Source organism: Pseudomonas tehranensis (genome assembly GCF_014268615.1).
In the GTDB taxonomy this organism is placed as follows: domain Bacteria; phylum Pseudomonadota; class Gammaproteobacteria; order Pseudomonadales; family Pseudomonadaceae; genus Aquipseudomonas; species Aquipseudomonas tehranensis.
The window spans coordinates 1-23,224 of sequence record NZ_JABWQV010000009.1 but is presented as its reverse complement, the minus strand read 5'-3'; the positions used below and the strand labels follow the sequence as shown (position 1 = coordinate 23,224).

Annotated in this window: 16 protein-coding genes; 1 reads left to right on the top strand and 15 read right to left on the bottom strand. The window is 61.0% G+C overall.

Translation table 11 applies throughout. The features are described from left to right. Positions 1-36: 36 nt before the first annotated feature. From gbpA to HU811_RS03900, 12 genes are all read right to left on the bottom strand, one after another. On the bottom strand, positions 37-1,503 hold the full coding sequence (gene gbpA, locus HU811_RS03955; RefSeq protein WP_186654103.1) for an N-acetylglucosamine-binding protein GbpA: 1,467 nt from the start codon (positions 1,501-1,503) through the stop codon (positions 37-39). Positions 1,504-1,838: 335 nt separating this feature from the next. Then, positions 1,839-2,906 carry a uroporphyrinogen decarboxylase gene (hemE, locus tag HU811_RS03950; protein WP_092395540.1) on the bottom strand — a complete coding sequence of 356 codons (1,068 nt, stop codon included), beginning with the start codon at positions 2,904-2,906 and terminating at the stop codon, positions 1,839-1,841. A 277-nt stretch (positions 2,907-3,183) separates the two neighbouring features. After that, positions 3,184-4,602, bottom strand: a complete 1,419-nt coding sequence (locus HU811_RS03945; protein WP_186654100.1) for an FAD-dependent oxidoreductase — start codon at positions 4,600-4,602, stop codon at positions 3,184-3,186. Between the two features lie 33 nt (positions 4,603-4,635). Beyond that, positions 4,636-9,084 (bottom strand): glutamate synthase large subunit, encoded by a 4,449-nt coding sequence (gene gltB / locus HU811_RS03940; RefSeq protein ID WP_186654097.1) that lies wholly within the window; start codon positions 9,082-9,084, stop codon positions 4,636-4,638. Between the two features lie 349 nt (positions 9,085-9,433). Beyond that, on the bottom strand, positions 9,434-11,002 hold the full coding sequence (locus HU811_RS03935; protein ID WP_186654094.1) for an AAA family ATPase: 1,569 nt from the start codon (positions 11,000-11,002) through the stop codon (positions 9,434-9,436). Positions 11,003-11,012: 10 nt separating this feature from the next. Beyond that, positions 11,013-12,113 carry a 3-dehydroquinate synthase gene (gene aroB, locus HU811_RS03930; RefSeq protein WP_092395532.1) on the bottom strand — a complete coding sequence of 367 codons (1,101 nt, stop codon included), beginning with the start codon at positions 12,111-12,113 and terminating at the stop codon, positions 11,013-11,015. 147 nt (positions 12,114-12,260) lie between these two features. Beyond that, complete coding sequence (gene aroK / locus HU811_RS03925; protein ID WP_003196983.1) at positions 12,261-12,779, bottom strand: shikimate kinase AroK; 519 nt, start codon at positions 12,777-12,779, stop codon at positions 12,261-12,263. A gap of 4 nt (positions 12,780-12,783) precedes the next feature. Further along, positions 12,784-14,853, bottom strand: a complete 2,070-nt coding sequence (locus tag HU811_RS03920) for a type IV pilus secretin PilQ (RefSeq protein WP_186654091.1) — start codon at positions 14,851-14,853, stop codon at positions 12,784-12,786. Further along, positions 14,850-15,395, bottom strand: coding sequence for a pilus assembly protein PilP (locus HU811_RS03915; RefSeq protein ID WP_186654088.1), 546 nt, complete (start codon positions 15,393-15,395; stop codon positions 14,850-14,852). The genes HU811_RS03920 and HU811_RS03915 overlap by 4 nt, the downstream gene beginning before the upstream one ends. Further along, positions 15,392-16,015, bottom strand: coding sequence for a type 4a pilus biogenesis protein PilO (gene pilO, locus HU811_RS03910; protein WP_092395526.1), 624 nt, complete (start codon positions 16,013-16,015; stop codon positions 15,392-15,394). Before pilO ends, HU811_RS03915 begins: the two co-directional genes overlap by 4 nt. Continuing rightward, positions 16,012-16,578, bottom strand: a complete 567-nt coding sequence (locus tag HU811_RS03905) for a PilN domain-containing protein (protein WP_186654085.1) — start codon at positions 16,576-16,578, stop codon at positions 16,012-16,014. The genes pilO and HU811_RS03905 overlap by 4 nt, the downstream gene beginning before the upstream one ends. Then, the gene (locus tag HU811_RS03900) at positions 16,578-17,642 is read right to left on the bottom strand and encodes a pilus assembly protein PilM (RefSeq protein ID WP_047225968.1); all 1,065 of its coding nucleotides are present in this window, start codon (positions 17,640-17,642) and stop codon (positions 16,578-16,580) included. Before HU811_RS03900 ends, HU811_RS03905 begins: the two co-directional genes overlap by 1 nt. Positions 17,643-17,848: 206 nt before the next feature. On the opposite strand from HU811_RS03900, the gene HU811_RS03895 reads away from it, so the two are divergent. Continuing rightward, positions 17,849-20,293: a penicillin-binding protein 1A gene (locus HU811_RS03895; RefSeq protein WP_186654169.1), complete on the top strand. Its 2,445-nt coding sequence runs from the start codon at positions 17,849-17,851 to the stop codon at positions 20,291-20,293. A 258-nt stretch (positions 20,294-20,551) separates the two neighbouring features. Here HU811_RS03895 and HU811_RS03890 read toward each other — a convergent pair whose 3' ends face one another. The 3 genes from HU811_RS03890 to rpmE all read right to left on the bottom strand — a co-directional run bounded on the left by HU811_RS03890 (position 20,552) and on the right by rpmE (position 23,050). After that, complete coding sequence (locus tag HU811_RS03890; protein WP_092395520.1) at positions 20,552-21,820, bottom strand: malic enzyme-like NAD(P)-binding protein; 1,269 nt, start codon at positions 21,818-21,820, stop codon at positions 20,552-20,554. 181 nt (positions 21,821-22,001) lie between these two features. Next, positions 22,002-22,787: a thermonuclease family protein gene (locus tag HU811_RS03885; RefSeq protein ID WP_186654082.1), complete on the bottom strand. Its 786-nt coding sequence runs from the start codon at positions 22,785-22,787 to the stop codon at positions 22,002-22,004. Positions 22,788-22,828: 41 nt separating this feature from the next. Continuing rightward, positions 22,829-23,050 carry a 50S ribosomal protein L31 gene (rpmE, locus tag HU811_RS03880; protein WP_092395516.1) on the bottom strand — a complete coding sequence of 74 codons (222 nt, stop codon included), beginning with the start codon at positions 23,048-23,050 and terminating at the stop codon, positions 22,829-22,831. Between the last annotated feature and the right edge of the window lie 174 nt (positions 23,051-23,224).

Below are 23,224 nucleotides of genomic sequence, written 5' to 3'. Positions count from 1 at the left end.
GACCCCAGGATGACCTGAAGCCCTGAGCCTCATGTCTTAGAGCTTTTCCCAGGCCATGTGCCAATGGGCACCGACCCCAGGCTCGTAACCGTTCGCCGAAGGGCTGTATTGCTTGCAATAGCCAGACGCGGGGAATGGTTTGCACTGGAAGACTTCATCCGTCTTCGGCTGCAATACCTTCGTACCGGCGGCGTAGTCACTGATGCCTTCGGGAAATACGAAGTCGTACTCGATCCCCGCGCCTTCACCGGTCAGGGGGACCTGCCGGGTTTCCTGGCGTGTGGTCCTGCCGTCCGCGGTGGTGCCCACCAGCGTCAGGGTATGGGCACCCGGCGCGCTACGGACCGCCATGCTCAGGCCACTGCTGCCTTCGCCCACTGCCTGGGTTACGACGCCGACCGGCTTGTTCTTTTCATCGAACAGGGTGGCTTCAAGGTTCATCCTGCGGTTGGTCGACACCGTGAACGTCATGTCGACCCGGCCCTTGTCGAGCACATACTCCGGCTGCAAAGAGGAGATGGTCATGCTGGCGTCAGGGTCTTCCTGCATTTGCAACTGCACTTCATACCGGCTCACGCCGGTCTCTTGCTGGGCATACAGTTTGTTGATGCCTTTGATCGGGGTGATGTCGCCCTGCTCATCGCGGATACCGGCACGAACCAGGGTATGGGCCCGGTTGATGGCATCGGCCAGCTTGAACGACCAGTTTTCCGGTCGACCTTCTTCAGCGTGATCGATGCCGATCTCCACGCTGTACTCAGCATTCTCGCCAGCGGCTGAAAAGGCTCGGGCCTTGACCTTGTCGCCCACCAGCAACGGCGCGGCGGGCGCAATGCTGCCCACTGGTAACCAGCCACCCGGCAAGGCCGCTTCGGCGAGGATGTTCACATCCGCCGGGTCATAGAACGCGTTATCGGTGTCGCCAACCGTCCACACCGCCAGGAGGACGTGATGGCCCGACTTGCTGTCGGGAATCACGCAATGGTGCTTGGCGCCTGCCTCCGGAAGCTGATGGGCGCCCTCTACCGTACAGAATGGCGTGCTGTCGAACGACGCGCGCTTGAGCGGCTCGTTTGGCTTCCAATCGTCGCGGGTAATGAAATACTCATGCCTGGTCGCCGGATGCGCAGCGGTGTATTGCCATTGAAAGGCGATGTTGCGGTCCCTGAGTTCAGTCAGGTTCCAACGCGTGGCCGACTGGGCATCGAGGGCGGAAAACAAGGGGTTGCCACCGCTGGCGATCTTGCCATCGACAGGGCCCTGGAGGGGCGCACCGCCTGCGCCATTGGGGAACCCCTGGAAGGTTTCGCCCGTGCTCTGGGGCTCATATTGCGCGCCGCCACAGTTCTTGTTTTCACCTCGCTGGCACAACAAGGCACGTGAGGGCGGTACTTCAAGATAACCATGGGCAAATGCACCCTGGGATGTCCCCACGGTGGACAGCATAACTAACGAGCAAGCAAAACCCGTCAGCACCTTGTGCTGGTGGAAGTTGGTTTTCATATAAATTCCAGACTACTCATCGAGATTGGGAGATTTAACAAACTTCATCTTGGAAGGCGCACTGGATCGCACAGCGCTGTACCTGGCAAGCGCCGAAACATTAATGGAAACTTGGGCAATCGCTATGTAGGGAAAATCTCTCAAAATAGAAGGAACAATCCCTGAATCTATTTTTCCGAGCTCAGAAGAAAAACTTCTTACAGGCAAAGTTAGTTATTAAACAAACGAAAACAGGCAAACCGATAAAGATAGCCAACTTGTTTCATTGAATAATTAGCAGGCAAAAAAAAGCCTGTCTGGAACGAATCCCGACAGGCTGGATGAGCGAGCTACGATCAGTCGTGGTATTGGGCCGACAACTCATGCACCGCGCGCAGGAAAGCACCGGCGTGTTCCGGATCGACTTCCGGCGTAATGCCATGGCCGAGGTTGAACACATGACCGCTGCCCTTGCCGTAGCTGGCGAGGATGCGCCCGACTTCGGTGCGGATGGCCTCGGGCTTGGCGTAAAGCACGGTCGGGTCCATGTTGCCTTGCAGCGCGACTTTGCTGCCAACACGCTCGCGGGCGTTGCCAATGTCGCAGGTCCAGTCCAGGCCCAAAGCGTCGGCACCGGCATCGGCGATGCTTTCCAGCCACAGGCCGCCGTTCTTGGTGAACAGGATCACCGGGACTTTGCGACCTTCATGTTCGCGGATCAGGCCGCTGACAATCTTGCGCATGTAGGCCAGGGAGAACTCCTGGTACGCCGCCGCCGAGAGGTTGCCGCCCCAGGTGTCGAAGATCTGTACCGCTTGCGCGCCGGCCAGGATCTGCCCGTTGAGATAGGACGTCACCGACTGGGCCAGCTTGTCCAGCAACAGGTGCATGGCTTGCGGGTTGTCGTAGAGCATCGCCTTGGTCTTGCGGAAGTCTTTCGACGAGCCGCCTTCGACCATGTAGGTAGCCAGGGTCCAGGGGCTGCCGGAGAAGCCGATCAGCGGCACGCGACCGTTGAGTTCTCGACGGATGGTGCTGACCGCGTCCATGACATAACCCAGGTCCTTCTGCGGATCGGGAATCGGCAGGGCTTCGATGTCGGCCAGGGTGCTGACGACTTTCTTGAAGCGCGGGCCTTCGCCTGTCTCGAAGTACAGACCCTGGCCCATGGCGTCGGGAATGGTGAGAATGTCGGAAAACAGAATCGCTGCGTCGAGCTGTGGGTAACGATCCAGCGGCTGCATCGTGACTTCGCAGGCAAACTGGGGATTCATGCACAGGCTCATGAAGTCGCCGGCCTTGGCCCGACTGGCGCGGTATTCCGGCAGGTAGCGACCGGCCTGACGCATCATCCACACGGGGGTGACGTCTACGGGTTGCTTGAGCAGGGCGCGGAGGAAACGGTCGTTCTTCAGGGCAGTCATGTCGGCATCCGGAAAAAAAGTGCGGGCATTTTCTCAGAGCGCGACGCAAAAGGCACGGCAAGAGCCGTGCCTTTTATCTATCGGGGCAATTTGTCGCGGTGCAGCACAGCCTCCCCGACACTACAAAACAACTGTGGGAGCCATTTTGTGGGAGCAAGGCTTGCCCGCGATGAAAACACTGCGGTCTCTTGGGTACCGAGGCGCCTGAATCGCGAGCAAGCTTTGCTCCCACAAAGCCCGCTCCCACATTTTTACCGCATTTCAGCTCGGGACCGAGTCAGACTTGCAGGTAATCCAGAATCCCCTCAGCCGCATTGCGGCCTTCGAAGATCGCCGTCACCACCAGATCGGAACCTCGGACCATGTCGCCGCCGGCGAAGATCTTCGGGTTGCTGGTCTGGTGCTTGTACTGGCCTTGTTCCGGAGCCACGACGCGGCCCTGGCTGTCGGTCTGGATGCTGAACTGCTCGAACCACGGCGCCGGGCTTGGGCGGAAGCCGAAGGCGATGACCACGGCATCGGCCGGGATGATCTCTTCGGAACCCGGGATCGGCTCGGGGCTGCGACGACCGCGGGCGTCCGGTTCGCCGAGACGGGTCTCGACCACCTTCACGCCCTCGACCTTGTCTTCACCGACAATGGCGATCGGCTGGCGGTTGTAGAGGAACTTCACGCCCTCTTCCTTGGCGTTCTTCACTTCTTTGCGCGAGCCGGGCATGTTCGCTTCGTCACGACGGTAGGCGCAGGTCACCGACTTGGCGCCCTGGCGAATCGAAGTGCGGTTGCAGTCCATCGCCGTGTCACCGCCGCCGAGCACCACGACCTTCTTGCCTTTCATGTCGACGAAATCTTCCGGCGACTTTTCAAAGCCCAGGTTGCGGTTGACGTTGGCGATCAGGAAGTCCAGCGCGTCGTAGACGCCCGGCAGGTCTTCGCCGGCAAAGCCGCCCTTCATGTAGGTGTAGGTGCCCATGCCCATGAATACGGCATCGTACTCTTCGAGCAGTTGCTCCATGGTCACGTCCTTGCCCACTTCGGTGTTCAAGCGAAACTCGATGCCCATGCCGGTGAAGACTTCGCGACGATTGCTCAGCACGGTCTTTTCCAACTTGAACTCGGGGATACCGAAGGTCAGCAGGCCACCGATTTCCGGGTTCTTGTCGAACACCACCGGGGCCACGCCACCGCGCACCAGCACATCGGCGCAGCCCAGACCCGCCGGGCCGGCACCGATGATGGCGACACGCTTGCCGGTCGGCTTGACCTTGGACATGTCCGGGCGCCAGCCCATGGCGAACGCGGTGTCGGTGATGTATTTCTCCACCGAACCGATGGTCACCGCACCAAAACCGTCGTTGAGGGTGCATGCACCTTCACACAGGCGATCCTGTGGGCACACCCGGCCGCAGACTTCTGGCAGGGTGTTGGTCTGGTGGGACAACTCGGCGGCCTGGAGGATGTTGCCCTCGGCCACCAGCTTCAGCCAGTTGGGAATGAAGTTGTGCACCGGGCACTTCCATTCGCAGTATGGGTTACCGCAACCCAGGCAGCGGTGGGCCTGATCGGCCGACTGCTGGGGTTTGAAAGGCTCGTAGATTTCCACGAACTCTTTCTTGCGTTGACGCAACAGTTTCTTCTTCGGATCCTTGCGCCCGACATCGATGAACTGGAAGTCGTTACTCAGACGTTCAGCCATTGTTAAAACCTCATCAAACTCTTCAGGCGCATATCACTGCGGGTTGGCACGGGTGCTGGAAAGCAACGACTTCAGGTTGGCAGCCTTGGGCTTGACCAGCCAGAAACGGCGCAGATAGTCATCGAGGTTTTCGGCGAGTTCACGACCCCACTCGCTGTCGGTTTCCTCGACGTATTCGTCCAGCACTCGCTGCAAGTGGCTGCGGTAGGCTTCCATCGCCTCGCCGCTGATCCGCTGGATTTCCACCAGTTCGTGGTTGACCCGGTCAACGAAGGTGTTGTCCTGGTCGAGCACGTAGGCGAAACCGCCGGTCATGCCAGAGCCGAAGTTGTAACCGGTCTTGCCCAAGACACAGACGAAACCACCGGTCATGTACTCGCAGCAATGATCACCGGTGCCTTCCACCACAGTGTGGGCCCCGGAGTTACGCACGGCGAAACGCTCGCCCGCGGTGCCAGCGGCGAACAGCTTGCCGCCAGTGGCGCCGTACAGGCAGGTGTTGCCGATGATCGCACTGTCCTGAGTCTTGTAGACACTGGCCTTGGGCGGAACGATGACCAGTTTGCCGCCGGTCATGCCCTTGCCCACGTAGTCGTTGGCATCGCCTTCCAGGTACATGTTCAGGCCACCGGCGTTCCAGACGCCGAAGCTCTGGCCTGCCGTGCCCTTGAAGCGGAAAGTGATCGGCGCCTTGGCCATGCCCTGGTTGCCGTGCTTGCGCGCGATTTCACCGGAGATCCGCGCGCCGATGGAACGGTCGCAGTTGCAGATAGCCAGATCGAACTCGGCACCGCTCAGGTCGTTGATCGCCGAAATGGCCATATCGACCATCTTCTCGGCCAGCTCGCCCTTGTCGAACGGTGGGTTGCGATCAACCTGGCAGAACTGTGGTTTGTCCGCTGGGATGAGATCGCTACCCAGCAACGGCGTCAGGTCCAGATGATGCTGCTTGGCGGTCTGGCCCTCGAGCACTTCCAGCAGGTCGGTACGGCCGATCAGCTCTTCGAGCGAGCGCACGCCCAGCTTCGCCAGCCACTCGCGGGTTTCCTCGGCGACGTAGGTGAAGAAGTTCACCACCATGTCGACGGTGCCGATGTAGTGGTCCTTGCGCAGCTTTTCGTTCTGGGTCGCCACACCGGTAGCGCAGTTGTTCAGGTGGCAGATACGCAAATACTTGCAACCCAGGGCGATCATCGGCGCGGTGCCGAAACCGAAGCTCTCGGCGCCGAGGATGGCCGCCTTGATCACGTCCAGGCCGGTTTTCAGGCCGCCATCGGTCTGTACCCGGACCTTGCCGCGCAGGTCGTTACCGCGCAGGGTCTGGTGGGTCTCGGCCAGGCCCAGTTCCCACGGCGCGCCGGCGTATTTGATCGAGGTCAGCGGCGATGCACCAGTGCCACCGTCATAGCCGGAGATGGTGATCAGGTCGGCATAGGCCTTGGCCACACCGGCGGCGATGGTGCCAACGCCGGCTTCTGCCACCAGTTTCACCGAGACCAGCGCCTTCGGGTTCACCTGCTTGAGGTCGAAGATCAGTTGCGACAAGTCTTCGATCGAGTAGATGTCGTGGTGAGGCGGCGGTGAGATCAGAGTCACGCCGGGTACTGCGTAGCGCAGTTTGGCGATCAGGCCGTTGACCTTGCCGCCGGGCAGTTGACCGCCTTCGCCAGGCTTGGCGCCTTGGGCAACCTTGATCTGCAGCACTTCGGCGTTGACCAGGTACTCCGGCGTCACACCAAAGCGGCCGGTAGCCACCTGCTTGATTTTCGAACTCTTGATGGTGCCGTAGCGCGCCGGGTCTTCACCACCTTCGCCGGAGTTGGAACGCGCGCCGAGGCGGTTCATGGCTTCAGCCAGGGCTTCATGGGCTTCCGGAGACAGGGCGCCCAAGGAGATACCGGCGGAATCGAAGCGTTTGAGCACCGATTCCAGCGGCTCGATTTCGCTGATGTCCAGCGGCGTATCCAGGGTCTTGACCTTGAGCAGGTCGCGAATCATCGACACCGGACGGTTGTCCACCAGCGAGGTGTATTCCTTGAACTTGCCGTAGTCGCCCTGCTGCACGGCGGCTTGCAAGGTGTTGACCACGTCCGGGTTGTAGGCGTGGTATTCGCCACCGTGGACGAACTTCAGCAGGCCGCCCTGCTGGATCGGCTTGCGCGGGCTCCAGGCTTCGGCCGCCAGGGCTTTCTGTTCGGCTTCGATGTCGACGAAACGCGCACCCTTGATGCGGCTCGGCACGCCACGGAAGCTCAGCTCGCAGACTTCTTCGGACAGACCGATGGCCTCGAACAGTTGCGCACCGCGGTACGAAGCGATGGTCGAGATTCCCATCTTCGAGAGGATCTTGAGCAGGCCCTTGGTGATGCCTTTGCGGTAGTTCTTGAACACCTCATAGAGGTCGCCCAGCACTTCACCGGTACGGATCAGGTCACCCAGCACTTCATAGGCCAGGAACGGATACACCGCCGAGGCACCGAAACCGATCAGCACCGCAAAGTGATGCGGATCGCGAGCGGTGGCGGTTTCCACCAGGATGTTGGAGTCGCAACGCAGGCCTTTTTCGGTCAGGCGATGGTGCACCGCACCGGTGGCCAGCGAAGCGTGGATCGGCAACTTGCCCGGGGCAATGTGACGGTCGGTCAGCACGATCTGGGTGCGACCGGCGCGCGCGGCTTCTTCAGCCTGATCGGCCACGTTGCGGATCGCCGCTTCAAGGCCGACGCTTTCGTCGTAGTTCAGGTCAATGACCTGACGCTGGAAGCCCGGGCGGTCGAGGTTGGTCAGCGAGCGCCATTTGGCCGGGGAAATGACCGGCGAACTGAGGATCACACGCGAGGCGTGTTCCGGCGACTCCTGGAAGATGTTGCGCTCGGCACCGAGGCAGATTTCCAGCGACATCACGATCGCTTCGCGCAGCGGGTCGATCGGTGGGTTGGTCACCTGAGCGAACTGCTGGCGGAAATAGTCATACGGTGTGCGCACGCGCTGGGACAGCACGGCCATCGGCGTGTCGTCGCCCATGGAGCCGACCGCTTCGTAGCCCTGCTCACCCAACGGACGCAGCACCTGGTCACGCTCTTCGAACGTCACCTGGTACATCTTCATGTACTGCTTGAGCTGATCGACGTCGTAAAAAGCCGAACCGTGATCGTTGTCCTCCATGGTCGCCTGAATGCGCAGGGCGTTCTTGCGCAGCCATTGCTTGTACGGATGACGAGACTTGAGACGGTTGTCGATGGCGTCGGTGTCGAGGATCTGGCCGGTTTCGGTGTCCACGGCAAAGATCTGGCCCGGCCCCACGCGGCCCTTGGCGATAACGTCTTCGGGCTGGTAGTTCCAGACACCGATTTCCGAAGCCAGGGTAATGAACCCGTTGGTGGTGGTCACCCAGCGCGCCGGACGCAGACCGTTACGGTCGAGCAGGCACACGGCGTAGCGGCCGTCGGTCATGACGATACCGGCCGGGCCGTCCCACGGTTCCATGTGCATGGAGTTGTATTCGTAAAACGCACGCAGGTCCGGGTCCATGGTCTCGACGTTCTGCCAGGCCGGCGGCACCAGCATGCGCACGCCACGGAACAGGTCGATGCCACCGGTGACCATCAGTTCCAGCATGTTGTCCATGCTTGAGGAGTCCGAGCCCACACGGTTGACCAGCGGGCCGAGCTCTTCCAGATCCGGCATCAGATCGTTGGCGAACTTGGTGCGACGGGCCAGCGCCCAGTTGCGGTTGCCGGTGATGGTGTTGATCTCGCCGTTGTGGGCGAGGAAGCGGAATGGCTGGGCCAGCGGCCATTTCGGCAGGGTGTTGGTGGAGAAACGCTGGTGGAACACGCAGATCGCGGTTTTCAGGCGCTCGTCGCTCAGGTCCGGATAGAAGGCGGTCAGGTCCGCCGGCATCATCAGGCCTTTATAAATGATGGTCTTGTGGGAAAAGCTGCAGATGTAGTGATCGGTGTCGGCGGCGTTGGCCACGGACGAACGACGACGGGAGCTGAACAGCTTGATCGACATGTCCTGATCGCTCAGGCCTTCGCCCGCGATGAACACTTGTTCGATCTGCGGCAGACGCTCAAGGGCCAGGCGGCCGAGGACGCTGGTGTCGATCGGCACCTTGCGCCAGCCCACCAATTGCAGGCCGGCGGCCAGGATCTCGCGATTCATGTTTTCGCGAGCCGCTTGGGCCTTCACCGGGTCCTGATTGAAGAACACCATGCCCACCGCGTACTGCTTGGGCAGGGTCACACCAAACGTTTCCTGGGCAACGGCACGCAGAAACTCGTCAGGCTTTTGAATCAGCAAGCCACAACCGTCACCGGTCTTGCCGTCGGCGTTGATCCCACCGCGGTGGGTCATGCAGGTCAGGGCCTCAATGGCCGTTTGTAAAAGGGTATGGCTGGGTTCGCCCTGCATATGAGCAATCAGGCCGAAACCGCAGTTATCCTTGAATTCATCTGGTTGGTACAGACCTGCTTTCATAGACACTTTCTCACCAGGCTGCCTCTTATCGAGGCAAATTTCTTTTCAATTCAGCCAGTTGCGTGCCGCGCCGAACGTACGCCAGCTTTGCGGGGGCAAAAGGGAGGTCATTGTACACACCGACACAAGGGCTCACAAATTTGACGACGAAACGTCGCAAATCCATGTCGCATTTGTGAAAGGTTTAAAGCTATACGCTGTGCTAGTCAAAACTTTTTTGGGTTCGACCGCTGCGACTCAAACGCTACTGTGACGCAGACACCACAAGGCGCGCGGCCTGAAAGGTCGCTCGCCCTTGCGGAAATTTTGAGGTGCCGGGAGAGGCGGCCTGGGTAAGGCCGCCGAATCTTCAGCGAGTTGCTGCCAGTTCCTGTTGGACGCTGGCGACAGTGCGAGGCCAAGGTTTACCAGCCTGAACCTTCGCTGGCAAGGCCTTGATGGCGGAAACGGCTGCATCACGGTTGGCGAAATTGCCGTAGGTGATGACATAAAGCGGTTTGCCGTTAAGCATTTTCTTGAAATAACGGTACTCGCCGCCCTGCTCCTTGACGAATTTTTGCGCAGACGCTTCGGAACTGGTGCCGAGGATCTGTACCACGTAGCTGCCTGGAGCCTGACCGGCGTACCAGCTACCGCCAGCGGCCTGGGTTGCCGGCTTGGTTGCCGGGGCTGGAGCAGGCTTGGCCGTGGCCACCTGGGCGGGGGCCGGCGCAGGCTTGGCAGCCGGAGCGGGCGCGGGGGTTGGGGCTGGAGTTGGGGCTGGAGTTGGGGCCGGGCCAGCCGGCACACCCGCCGGTGGGGCGCTGGTGGTCACGGTTGGCGGCGTATCGCTGGTGTCATCGATCGGTGGTGGCGCGCCGTCATCACCCTCGGTGATACCGCCAGCGGCCTCCGCCAAGGGACTGCGCATGACCGGTTGCGACTGGCCGACCAGCGGCAGCGGCATCGGCTGGGTGTTACCGGCGAACTCCACCTCCGGAGCGCCGCCATTGGGCTGCGCTGCGTCCTGGCCCAGAGGCAGTTGTGCCTGCTCGTTGGCGGGTGCGCCGGTGGTCGGCGCCTTGCTGCGACCCGGCATCAGCCAGGCGGCGGCAATCGCGACCACGACGACGGCGGAAATCGCCAATACGTGTTTCTTCGGCATGTTGAACCCCATACTTGGACGCTTTACCGCTGAGCGGCTGGCAATCATGACTTCGATGAGAGCATCGCGGGCCACCTGGTTGATATTTCCAGGCCAGCCATCGGAGCTTTCGTGAATCTCAGAGATCTGATCCGCGGTGAAAAGTTCGATGCCCCGACCGGCGCCTTCAAGGCGTTGGGCCAGGTATTCACGGGTTTCTTCTTCGGTGTAGGGGGCCAGCTCAATGACGTGGAAGCGCTCTTGCTCAAGATTCAGCTGGTCCAGATCGGCGATCAGCGACGACTCACCAAACAGGAAGACGTGGGGACGACCTTCCGGCGCACCGGCAGCCAGGGCCAGCAAGGCTTCCAGGGCCGACTCGTCGAGTTGCTCGGCATCGTCCACCAGCAGATAGACTTCCTGCCCGGTCAGCGCCAGTTGCACGATCTGATCAAGAATCGCACCGACTTCAGCCTGGGCGACATTCAGTGCCTGGGCCACCTGACGCAACACCCCGGCTGCATCACCGGCGCCGCGGGCCGACACCACCACGCTTTGCACCGACTGTTTGTTGGTGCTGGCCACCAGGGCCTGGCGCAGCAAGGTCTTGCCGCTGCCTTGCGGGCCGGTAACCACCAGCAACAACTGGCTGTAACGCGCCAGGTGATGCAACTGGCCCAGAACCGGTTTGCGTTGGGCGGGGAAAAACTTGAAGCCTGGAACCCGTGGCGCGAAAGGGTCATGACTCAACTGGAAATGGCCGAGGAAAGCCTCGTCGGCATGCAAACTAGTCATCGGAATCTTATTAACCTTTAAGCTGAGCCAGGGCGCGATAATCCGCCCCCAGCGTGGCCTGTAGAACCTCTTTCGGATAATCGTCGGTCACCACAGCTTCGCCCATGCGGCGCAGCAGCACCAGACGCAGGCGACCGTCGATCACTTTTTTGTCGATTGCCATGTGTTCGAGAAAATCGGCTTCGGTCATTTCTTCGGGCGGGATCACCGGCAACCCGGCGCGCTGGAACAGAGCAATACCGCGATCGCGCTCCTGTTCACTGATCCAGCCCAAACGCGCGGACATCTCCAGGGCCATGACCGTACCGGCCGCAACCGCTTCGCCATGGAGCCAGACACCATAGCCCATGTGGGTTTCGATGGCGTGGCCAAAGGTATGGCCCAGGTTGAGCGTGGCGCGCACGCCCGACTCGCGCTCATCGGCACCGACCACCGCAGCCTTGGCCGCACAGGAACGTTCGATAGCGTAGGTCAGCGCAGCCTGATCCAGCCCACGCAGGCGGTCGACGTTTTCTTCCAGCCAGCCCAGGAACGGTTCGTCGCAGATCAGCCCGTACTTGATGACTTCAGCCAGCCCAGCAGACAGCTCGCGGGCGGGCAATGTATTGAGGGTCGCGGTGTCGATCAGCACCACGTTGGGCTGGTAGAAAGCGCCCACCATGTTTTTGCCCAGCGGATGGTTGATCCCGGTCTTGCCGCCCACCGACGAGTCCACCTGGGACAACAGGGTTGTGGGGATCTGGATGAAATCAACACCGCGCTGATAGCAAGCGGCGGCGAAACCAGCCATGTCGCCGATCACCCCGCCGCCCAGGGCCACCACCGTGGTGCGGCGGTCGTGCCGCGCGGTCAGCAGGCCATCGAAAATAAGCTGCAGGGTTTCCCAATTCTTGAAGGCTTCGCCGTCAGGCAGCACCACGGAAATGACCGAGAAAGCCGACAGGCTGCGGGTCAGACGCTCCAGATACAAAGGTGCGACGGTTTCGTTGGAGATAATCGCCACTTGCCGTCCGGCGATATGCGGCGCCAGCAAGTCGGGCCGGTCCAGCAAACCTTCGCCAATGTGAATCGGGTAGCTGCGCTCGCCCAGGTCGACCTTAAGTGTCTGCATGTGTCCCCACAGTGAAGATGGAATCAGGCGTCCTGCCTGCAATTAACGAAAGTCCACGGTGCCTGTTGTGATGTCAATCGATGGCCATCAGCCACGTCCCGGCGGGCCATGACGGGACGCCGAGGATAGCGCATTTCCCGCGACGCATTAACGGGGTGGCAGTTGCTGGAGGCGATCAAGAATGTCCAGCACCACCATCCGCGGCGGCCGCTCGTCGGTTTCCACCACCAGATCAGCGATCTCCCGGTACAGCGGGTCACGCAGCTCCAGCAGGTCGCGCAAGGTCTTGGCCGGGTCGGCGGTGCGCAACAGCGGACGGTTACGATCCCGGGCAGTGCGACCCACCTGCTGCTCGACGGAGGCATGCAGATAGACCACTCGTCCACCGGCATGCAATGCCCGACGATTGGCCTCGCGCATCACCGCGCCGCCACCGGTGGCCAGCACCACACCGTCGAACGCGCACAATTCGGCGATCATCGCCTGCTCGCGGTCACGAAAGCCGGGCTCGCCTTCCTTATCGAAGATCCATGGGATATTGGCACCCGTGCGCAATTCAATTTCCTTGTCGGAATCTTTGAATGGCAGGCGCAACTCTTTGGCCAGCAAACGGCCGATGGTGCTTTTTCCAGCGCCCATCGGCCCAACAAGAATCAAATTTCGCACAGAATCAACGACTCACAGCAATCGCCTGGTTATTCATGATACGCGGAGTGAGGAACACCAGCAGCTCGGATTTTTTCTCCGAAACCACATCACGCCGGAAAAGGCGGCCAAGATACGGCACATCGCCAAGAAATGGCACCTTATCTACGACCTTGCTCTGAGTATTTGAGAAAACCCCGCCAATCACAATGGTCTCGCCGTCATTGACCAGCACCTTGGCGTTGACTTCGTTTTTCTTGATCGGCGGCACATCCTGCACCTTGTTCAGGTAGTCCGGCTCATCCTTGGTGACCTTGACCTCCATGATGATGCGGTTGTCCGGCGTGATCTGCGGGGTCACCTCCAGGGACAGCGAGGCTTCCTTGAACGACACCGAGGTGGCACCACTGGAACTGGCTTCCTGATAAGGAATCTCCGTGCCCTTGAGGATTTTTGCCGTCTCTTTGTCGGACGTCACCACCTTGGGCTGGGAGACGATTTCCCCGTTGCCGGTTTTCTCCATGGCCGTCAATTCCAGGTCCAGCAGTACATTGTCGGTGATGAAGGCGATGCCGATGCCGGAGGTATTGCCCGACGCGCCCAGATCGACAAACGGCTGGTTGGTGCTGGTGCTGCCCGGCGTGCCGATGGTGGTGGAGTCGCCGCTGGTGACCCCGGAGGAGTTCCAGTTGCCCTTTTGTATCGACCCACCCCAGCGCACGCCCAGGCTCTTGTCGTAGTCGACGTTGGCCTCGACAATCCGCGCCTCGATCATGACCTGCCGCACCGGGATATCCAACTGCGCCACGATCCGGCGCAGTTCGTCGAGCCGGTCCTGGGTCTGATAGGCAATGATGTTGTTGGTTCGCTCATCGACCGTGATCGTGCCGCGCTCATCGGCCTTGGCTTCGGCACTGGTCACCGACTGGAACAGCTTGGCAATGTCCGCAGCCTTCGCATAGTTGACCTGCAACAGCTCACGCCGTAGCGGCGCCAGGTCGGCAATCTGCTTCTGGGATTCGAGTTCCTGGCGCTCACGGGCCGCGATTTCGTCGGCGGGGGCGACCAGCAGCACATTGCCGACCTTGCGCTTGTCCAGCCCCTTGGTCTTGAGCACCAGGTCCAGCGCCTGGTCCCAAGGCACATTTTGCAGGCGCAGGGTAATGCCGCCCTGCACGGTGTCACTGGCCACCAGGTTGAGATTGGTGAAATCGGCAATCAGTTGCAGGACCGAGCGCACCTCGATGTCCTGAAAGTTGAGGGACAGCTTTTCACCGCTGTAGGCTTCGCGGCTGGCATCGCGTTTTTGCAGATCCTCGACAGTCATGGGGCGGACACTGACGGTCAGTTTGTTGTCCGTCTGGTAGGTGGAGTAATCGAAAGTACCGCTGGGTTCGATGCTGATGGTGGCCCGGTCGGCGCCGGCACTGGCATTGACGAACTGCACCGGGGTGGCGAAGTCCTTGACGTCCAGACGCACTCGCAGCGGTTCGGGTAACTGGGTCTTGGCGAAGTTGAGGATGATCTTGCCTTCACGCTCCTGGATGTCCGGGGCGATCGAGGGGTCCGACAGGTCGATCACCACGTTGCCTTCGCCCTGGGTGCCGCGCTGGAAATCTACCCCGCGGATCGCCTTGCCCACCGGTGCACTGGCTCTGGCGGGCACAGCGCTGGGAGCCGCCGGGCGTGGCGCCTGGGCAGTAGCGCTGGCAACAGCTCCCTTGCCGACCACCACGAGCAGGCTGTTGCCCTCGACCCGCGCGGTATAGGGCGCAAGCTGGGTAAGGCCGATGATCAGACGGGTACGATCAGCCGCCTCGACCACCGTGGCGCTTCGCGCATTTCCAGCACCAAGATCATGCCTCTTGCGGGCCAGCTGGCTGGTCACCCCCGGCAGATCCAGAGCGATCCGGGCCGGCTGCTCGGTCGTGTAGCCCCGAGGCTCGGGGGGCGGCCCGTCGAAGGTGAGTTTCAACTCGATGCGGTCCCCCGGCAGCGCCGCGACATCCAGCGTTTTCAGATTGGCCGCATGAACCATCGGCGACAACAGCGCTATCCATAGCGAAATACCGAGGGCTGAAAAAAACCTGTTCATTGTTCGAGTTCCACTATTGAGTGCTCTTTCAGAGGAATGGTCCGTGGCCGTTCCAGCCAGGTGCCCTCGCCATCAGGAACGATTTCGACCACATCGACCTGGGTGGCGCTAATGCCGACGATCCGCCCGTCGTTGCGTCCCAGATAGTCACCGACCTTGAGCCGGTGCACCCCGCCCGCGCCGCGCAGCAGCGCGAAGGAGCCGCTGACGTTGGAAATCGTCCCGACCATTTCAAACTGCTCAATGTTGAAGCCTTCCAGGTATTGCTTGACCCGGGTCGGGTCGGGCCGGACGTTGCGTGCGCCCTTCTGGCGACCGGCCTGATCCACCCTGACCTGCCGTGAAAACGGGCTGCGCAGGTCCGCGGCGCGGTAAGTGAAGGTTTCGTAGGGCCGGAACGTCGGCGTTGGCTCGATCTTGCCGGGCGGGCGCAGCCGCACTTCGTTCATGTAGGCGTCCAGGTCACCGAAGCCGTTATCGTTGTTGCAGCCCGCCAGCACGACCAGCCCTGCCAGCAGGAAAATGCGACAGGCCGGGTTCATGGCTGCACCTCCTGCTCGTTGTACCGGTAGGTCTTGGCCTGGATGCTCATGCGCAGTTTCGCCCCTGCGTCGGGCTCCATCGGGGCGATGTCGAAATCGTGCAGCGTGACGATCCGTGGCAGTCCGGCAACGCCGCTGACGAAGGTTGCCAGGTCATGGTAGTCGCCGGTCACGGTGATCTGGATCGGCAGTTCAATGTAAAACGGCTGGGTGACCTCCGGTAACAGCTTGATCTCCTCGAACTCCAGGCCACTGCCCAGACCGGTGCGGGTGATGTCCTCCAGCAGGCCTGGCACTTCGGTGTCACTGGGCAATTGCCGCAACAGCACGCCGAAGGAGGCTTCCATCTGCTTCATCTGTTCGGTGTAACGCTCCAGGTTCGCGGCCATGTGAGCTTTGCCCGCAAACTGTGCCTTGAGGGTACTTTCTTCCCCGCGTACTTGTTGCAGCTGGTTCTCCAGGTCACTCAAGGCAAAGTTATAGCCCAACCCCAACACCAGGATGACCAGCAGGATGCCGGTCAACCATTTGACCGGCATCGGCCAGGAGCCAATGTTGTTGGTATCCAGGTCACTGATGTCGATCTTGCGCAGCGCTTCGAACCACTCTCCCGGCTTCATTGGGCGTCCTCGACAGTGGCCGGACGGGTCTGGCGAACCGTCAGCTGGAAGACGTTGGCCTGATCTAGCTGACCGGCCGTGGTGGCCTTGACTTCCGTCAGGCTGGGCGCATCGAACAGGTCCGATGAGTCCAGGTTACGCATCAGGTCCGAGACCCGGTTGTTCGACTCCGCCGCGCCCTTGATGGAGAGGGTCTTGTCTTCCATCTTCACTTCGGTGAAATACACCCCATCAGGTAGGGTGCGGGCCAGTTGATCGAAGATGCGCCCACTCACCGGCCGGTTACCCTGCAAGTCCTGGATGATGCGCATGCGCTCCAGCAGTTGCTGGCGGCGGGCCTTGAGTTCGCTGATCTGCTTGATGCGCTCGTCCAGCACGGCAATCTGCTCGCTGATATGACTGTTGCGGGCCAGCTGGTGGTCAATGGCACTGTCCAGGTAGCGGACCGCAATCAGCGTCAGGCCCGTCGCACCGACCAATGCGCCTACCAATGCCAGCAAAAAGCGTTTGCGCCGCTCCTCACGCAGCTCCTCTCGCCAGGGAAGAAGGTTGATCCGCGCCATCAGTCAAAGCTCCTGAGGGCCAGCCCGCAGGCAATCATCAAGGCCGGTGCGTCACTGGCCAGGGCACCGGCATTGACCTTGCTGCCCAGGGCCATGTTGGAAAACGGGTTGGCCACCTGGGTTGGGGTGCCCAGGCGCTGTTCGATCAGCCGGTCCAGGCCCGCGACCGAGGCGGTGCCTCCGGCCAAAAGGATGTGGTCCACCGCACTGTACTGGCCCGAGGCGAAGAAAAACTGCAAGGACCGCGATACCTGTTGCACCAGGGCCTCGCGAAAAGGTTGCAGGACCTCACCGAGGTAATCATCCGGCAGGCCACCCTGTTTCTTGGCCTGCCCGGCCTGTTCGGGTGACAGGCCATAGCGGCGCTGGATTTCCTCGGTGAGCTGGCGACCGCCGAACAACTGTTCGCGGGTATAGATGATGCGCCCGTTATGCAGCACGCTCAGGGTGGTCATGGTGGCGCCGATGTCGATCACCGCCACCGTCAACCGCTCCTGGGACGCGGCCAGTTGCGTCGCGAGCAGGCCAAAGGCGCGCTCCAGCGCGTAGGCCTCCACATCGACCACCTTGGCCGTCAGCCCCGCGAGCGCCAGCGCAGCCTCGCGAACTTCGACGTTTTCCTTGCGACAGGCGGCCAACAGGACCTCGACCCGCTCGGCGCTGCGCGGTGAAACGCCCAGAACCTCGAAGTCGATGGCCACCTCGTCCAGCGGATAAGGAATGTATTGATCGGCTTCGATCTTGAGCTGGTTTTCCATGTCGTCGTCGGAAAGTCCGGCGTCCATCTCGATGGTCTTGGTGATCACCGCCGACCCCGCTACAGCCACCGCCACGTTGCGCAAGGGTGTTCTGGCCTTGGCGAGCACCCGTGACAATGCCTGGCCCACGCCCTCGAGCTCGGCGATGTTCTTTTCGACCACGGCGTTGGCCGGCAACGGCTCGACCGCGTAAGACTCGACACGGTAGCGGTCACCCTGGCGGCTCAACTCGAGCAGCTTCACCGACGTGGAACTGATGTCTATCCCCAAAAGCGTATGGGCTTTTTTATTGAAGAGTCGTAGCACTACCAATTCCCTATGACTATCCGTGAGTTACGGACTCTCTAATATGCGTTGCGTTCAATCACTCCGGCCCGACGGACGTCCGGGTGGCGTTACCGACGAAAAAAAATGCTTATAATGCCCAGCGTTTTTTTCGCTTTGTTGCAAGCACGGGTCCTTCCCTGCACCTGGCGCCTTTTCATTCTTTGCCTGGATATCCAAAAGCCTTGATTCGTCTGCTGAAATTTTTCGGATGGTCCATCCTCGCCGTTTTCTGCGGACTGCTCCTGGGTCTGAGCGGTGCGTTTCTTTACCTTAGTCCGGGATTGCCGTCCGTGGAGGCGCTGAGAAGTATTCAGTTGCAGATTCCGCTGCGGGTGTACAGCAGCGACGACAAGTTGATCGCAGAGTTTGGCGAAATGCGCCGCACGCCGATCCGTTTCGCCGACATTCCCCCCAATTTCATCAATGCGTTACTAAGTGCTGAAGACGACAACTTCGCCAATCACTACGGCGTCGATCCGGGTAGCCTGATGCGGGCGGCGAGCCAACTGATCAAAAGCGGCCACATCCAGTCCGGTGGCAGCACCATCACCATGCAGGTGGCGAAAAACTTCTTCCTGACCAGTGAACGCAGCTTCTCGCGCAAGACCACCGAGATCCTCCTGGCCCTGCAAATCGAGCGACAGCTGACCAAGGACGAGATCCTCGAGCTGTACGTCAACAAGATCTACCTGGGCAACCGCGCCTACGGTATCGAGGCGGCAGCGCAGGTGTATTACGGCAAGTCGATTCGTGATGTGAGCCTGGCGCAGATGGCGATGATCGCCGGCCTGCCCAAGGCACCGTCACGCTTCAATCCACTGGCCAACCCGGCGCGCAGCAAGGAACGTCGCGACTGGATCCTGGGGCGCATGTACAAGCTGGGCAAGATCAGCGAGGCCGAATACACCGCCGCGATCAACGAGCCTCTGAACGCCAGTTACCACGTGCCGACCCCCGAGGTGAACGCGCCGTACATTGCCGAAATGGCCCGTGCCGAGATGGTCGGGCGTTATGGCAGCGACGCCTACACCGAGGGTTTCCGCGTGGTCACCACGGTGCCGAGCAATCTGCAGGAGATGGCCAACACCGCGCTGCATGAGGGCCTGATCACCTACGATCAGCGCCACGGCTACCGCGGGCCTGAATCGCGCCTGCCAGGCAAGACCAAAGAAGCCTGGGCCGAGGAATTGACCAAGCAGCGCACCATCAGCAGCCTGGAACCGGCGATCGTCACCCAGGTGGACAAAGACGGCATCATGGTGCTGACTCGCAATGGCGAGCAGGAAGAACACGTGAGTTGGGAGACCATGAAATGGGCCCGCCCATTCCTCAACACCAACAGCATGGGCGCCAACCCCCGACAACCATCGGACGTCGCTCAAGTGGGCGATCTGATCCGGGTACAGCGCCAGCCGGACAACACCCTCAAGTTCAGCCAGATCCCGGCCGCCCAAGGCGCCCTGGTGTCTCTTGACCCACAGGACGGGGCCATCCGCTCCTTGGTCGGTGGCTTCGCCTTCGAGCAGAGCAATTACAATCGCGCGATGCAGGCCAAGCGCCAGCCGGGTTCAAGCTTCAAACCGTTCGTGTACAGCGCCGCCCTGGATAACGGCTACACCGCCGCCAGCCTGGTGAACGACGCACCGATCGTGTTTGTCGACGAATACCTGGACAAGGTCTGGCGCCCGAAGAACGACACCAACACCTTCCTGGGTCCGATCCGCATGCGCGAAGCGCTGTACAAGTCGCGTAACCTGGTATCGATCCGCTTGCTGCAGGCGCTAGGTGTGGACCGCACCATCGACTACATCAGCAAGTTCGGCTTCAACAAGCAGGACTTGCCGCGCAACCTGTCCCTGGCCCTGGGCACGGCAACCCTGACCCCGATGGAAATCGCCACGGGCTGGAGCACGTTCGCCAATGGCGGATACAAAGTCACCCCGTACCTCATCGACAAGATCGAAAGCCGCAACGGCGACACGTTGTTCCTCGCCAACCCGCCACGGGTGCCTTCAGGCGAACAGGCCAGCGACGGCGTCGCCGCACCGGCCAGCGAGACGTTCACGGTAGAGGCAACACCGGGTGAAGCCACGACAGCGCCAGCCGTGCCACAAGCGCCGGTCATTGCCGAGCGCATCATCGATGGCCGTACCACCTACATTCTCAACAGCATGCTGCAGGACGTGATCAAGCTCGGCACCGGCCGCCGCGCCCTGGCCCTGGGCCGTACCGACCTGGCTGGCAAGACCGGCACCACCAACGAATCCAAGGACGCCTGGTTCTCGGGCTACAACGGCGATTACGTCACCACCGTCTGGACCGGGTTCGACCAGCCTGAAAGCCTGGGCCGGCGCGAATACGGTGGCACCGTGGCGCTGCCGATCTGGATGAGCTTCATGGGCGCTGCCCTCAAGGACAAACCGCCACACACCCAACCGGAACCCGAAGGCATCCTCAGCCTGCGGGTTGACCCGGTCAGCGGCCGCGCAGCCACCCCAGGCACTCCTGGAGCGTACTTCGAGCTGTTCAAGAGCGAAGACACCCCACCGTCAGTCAACGAGCTGGGCAACGGCGTAGCGCCAGGCAGCCCGCTACCGGCGGATGAGGCAGCGCCGATCGATTTGTTCTGACCGGGCATCGCGCAAAAAGCCCCGCCTTTGAAAGAAGCGCGGGGCTTTTTTTCAGGCCCTCAAATTACACACATCCCTGTGGGAGCCGAGCTTGCTCGCGATGGCGGTGGGTCAGCTTGCGTCCATGTTGAGTACCAGGCTGCAATCGCGCGCCAGCTCGGCTCCCACAGGGATTTGCGGTGGTCACACAAAATCGGCAGGTACAAAAAAGCCCCTACTCAAAGAGAGCCGGGGCTTTTTATTAAACGCTACAACGGCTTAACCGTTGAACACGTCATCCACGCTCTTGAGCGGGTAGTTCTTCGGATACGGCAGGGTAGCCACGCCGGTCTCGATCGCGGCCTTGGCCACGGCGTCGGAGATCAGGGTGATCAGGCGGGCGTCCATTGGCTTGGGAATGATGTACTCACGACCAAATTCCAGCTTGATGCCGCCGTAGGCATCGCACACTTCCTGAGGCACTGGCAGCTTGGCCAGTTCGCGCAGGGCGTTGGCGGCCGCGACTTTCATTTCTTCGTTGATGCGCTTGGCGCGAACGTCCAGGGCACCACGGAAAATGAACGGGAAGCCCAGTACGTTGTTGACCTGGTTCGGGTAGTCCGAACGGCCAGTGGCCATGATCACATCGTTGCGGGTGGCGTGGGCCAGCTCCGGGGAAATTTCCGGGTCCGGGTTCGAGCACGCGAACACGATCGGGTTCGGCGCCATGCGCAGCAGGTTTTCCGGGCTCAGCAGGTTCGGACCCGACAGGCCAACGAATACGTCGGCACCGTCCAGCGCGTCGGCCAGGGAGCGCTTGTCAGTGGCGTGGGCAAACACGGCCTTGTACTGGTTCAGGTCGTCACGGCCGGAATGGATCACGCCGGTACGGTCAACCATGAAGATGTTTTCGATCTTGGCGCCCATGCTCACCAGCAACTTCATGCAGGAGATGGCCGCAGCGCCGGCGCCCAGGCAGACGATCTTGGCTTGCGGCAGGGTTTTGCCAGCGATTTCCAGGGCATTGATCATGCCGGCCGCGGTCACGATCGCGGTACCGTGCTGGTCATCGTGGAACACTGGAATGTCGCACTGCTCGATCAGGGCACGTTCGATCTCAAAACACTCAGGTGCCTTGATGTCTTCCAGGTTGATGCCACCGAAGGTAATGGAGATACGCTTGACGGTGTCGATGAAGGCTTGCGGGCTTTCGGAGTCGACTTCGATGTCGAACACGTCAATACCGGCGAAACGCTTGAACAAAACGCCCTTGCCTTCCATGACCGGCTTGGAGGCCAATGGGCCGAGGTTGCCCAGGCCGAGAATCGCGGTGCCGTCGGAAATGACTGCCACCAGGTTGCCCTTGCCGGTGTATTTGTAGGCCAGTTCAGGGTCGCGAGCAATTTCGCGTACCGGTTCGGCTACGCCGGGGCTGTAGGCCAGCGACAGATCGCGGGCAGTAGCGGTGGCCTTGGTGAGCTCGACACTCAGCTTCCCTGGACGAGGATTAGCGTGATATTCGAGAGCGGCAGTTTTCAGATCAGACATGTGGGCATTCCGCTTTTTACTGTGTTGGACAGACGGACCGCCGAGGATACGCGCCTCGCAAAGTCCCTACAAGACTGACCAGTCACCCCTGTCAAGCGCACTGCCCTACGACTTTGGGCCAAGAGCCGCAGAACACAAGGCCTACATGCATACAATCCGCCCCTTAAATGTCTACAATTTTTTATCGAGACACGCGACTCAGCATCCCCGGATCGGTCAACGGCAATAACCAGCGCGCCTGCCCCGGCTCAAGCCCACCGCGACGCGAACGGTCGACCACCCAGCCACGCGCTTCGATCCGCTTGCCTTTAAGTCTCTCGAGCGACGCCATATCGAAGCGACTCACCAGATTGGGGGCAACGCGCAATACAACCGGCGCCTCCAACTGGAGCCAAATACCGCCGCGATTGCGCGAGACGTCGATCACGCGGCCAGTGAGCACGGCAAAGCCTGATGCCTTGATATTGTGCGCCTCAAGCACAGGCGAACGCTTCCACACCCCGACGCCCGCTTCCCGCGCCTGGCGTTCGGCAGCGCGCTGACAATGCGCCAGATCGACATTCGGCGCGACCACCACATGAAATCCCAAGCCCTCGGCGAGCAACTGCGCTTCCAGATTCCGACCGTCGGCGCTGTAGAGATGGGCCAGCGTGCGACCGTAGCGATCCTTGCCTTCCTTGCCAGGCACCAACCCCACACGTCCCGCACTGGCGTCCACCAATGCCTCAAGGCGCCGGCGTGCAGCGACGGCGAACGGCTCATCGGAACGCCCCCGACGACCCAGTTCAGGACTGTTGAGACCGATCATGCGCACGCTGCGGCCATCAGCCAGGCGCAAGGTATCGCCGTCCACCACCCGCTGGACCGTCACCTGGGCCAGATCAGATGGCGCCGGGCAAAAGGCCTGGGCGCCGCTCAGCCAAATCGCGGACACAAAAAAGGCGCCCGCATGGGACGCCTTCTTCATCAATCTGGAGCAGCCGAAACGACCTTCCAAAATGATTAGCCTCAGGCTTTTTTGGTAGCGCCAAAAGCACCGAAACGATCGGCGAACTTCTGAACGCGGCCGCCGGTATCCAGAGTCTTTTGCTTACCGGTGTAGAACGGGTGGCATTCGTTGCAAACGTCGATCGACAGGGCTTTGCCGTAGGTCGAACGAGTTTCGAACTTATTGCCGCAGCTGCAGGTCACGGCAATTGCTGGGTATTCCGGATGGATATCGGTTTTCATGGTGTTTTCCTCAGGCTAGCGTGCCGCCACCCAACACTATTGTTGAATACCGCACGTAATTAGGCCGCGGATTCTACCAGACATCGTCATTCGCGCAAGCTGTCGCTTATACCAACCGTCTGCTAGGCTCGCGCCCTCAAGCACAATCCCTGTGGGAGCGAGCCTGCTCGCGAT

What these genes read in the sequence shown, in the direction of transcription:
- HU811_RS03905 (WP_186654085.1), bottom strand. Translation starts at nt 16,578, where the DNA reads ATGGCGCGGATCAACCTTCTTCCCTGGCGAGAGGAGCTGCGTGAGGAG.
- pilO (WP_092395526.1), bottom strand. Translation starts at nt 16,015, where the DNA reads ATGAAGCCGGGAGAGTGGTTCGAAGCGCTGCGCAAGATCGACATCAGT.
- HU811_RS03885 (WP_186654082.1), bottom strand. Translation starts at nt 22,787, where the DNA reads ATGAAGAAGGCGTCCCATGCGGGCGCCTTTTTTGTGTCCGCGATTTGG.
- aroB (WP_092395532.1), bottom strand. Translation starts at nt 12,113, where the DNA reads ATGCAGACACTTAAGGTCGACCTGGGCGAGCGCAGCTACCCGATTCAC.
- HU811_RS03890 (WP_092395520.1), bottom strand. Translation starts at nt 21,820, where the DNA reads ATGTCTGATCTGAAAACTGCCGCTCTCGAATATCACGCTAATCCTCGT.
- rpmE (WP_092395516.1), bottom strand. Translation starts at nt 23,050, where the DNA reads ATGAAAACCGATATCCATCCGGAATACCCAGCAATTGCCGTGACCTGC.
- gbpA (WP_186654103.1), bottom strand. Translation starts at nt 1,503, where the DNA reads ATGAAAACCAACTTCCACCAGCACAAGGTGCTGACGGGTTTTGCTTGC.
- HU811_RS03945 (WP_186654100.1), bottom strand. Translation starts at nt 4,602, where the DNA reads ATGGCTGAACGTCTGAGTAACGACTTCCAGTTCATCGATGTCGGGCGC.
- hemE (WP_092395540.1), bottom strand. Translation starts at nt 2,906, where the DNA reads ATGACTGCCCTGAAGAACGACCGTTTCCTCCGCGCCCTGCTCAAGCAA.
- HU811_RS03915 (WP_186654088.1), bottom strand. Translation starts at nt 15,395, where the DNA reads ATGAACCCGGCCTGTCGCATTTTCCTGCTGGCAGGGCTGGTCGTGCTG.
- HU811_RS03935 (WP_186654094.1), bottom strand. Translation starts at nt 11,002, where the DNA reads ATGACTAGTTTGCATGCCGACGAGGCTTTCCTCGGCCATTTCCAGTTG.
- HU811_RS03920 (WP_186654091.1), bottom strand. Translation starts at nt 14,853, where the DNA reads ATGAACAGGTTTTTTTCAGCCCTCGGTATTTCGCTATGGATAGCGCTG.
- gltB (WP_186654097.1), bottom strand. Translation starts at nt 9,084, where the DNA reads ATGAAAGCAGGTCTGTACCAACCAGATGAATTCAAGGATAACTGCGGT.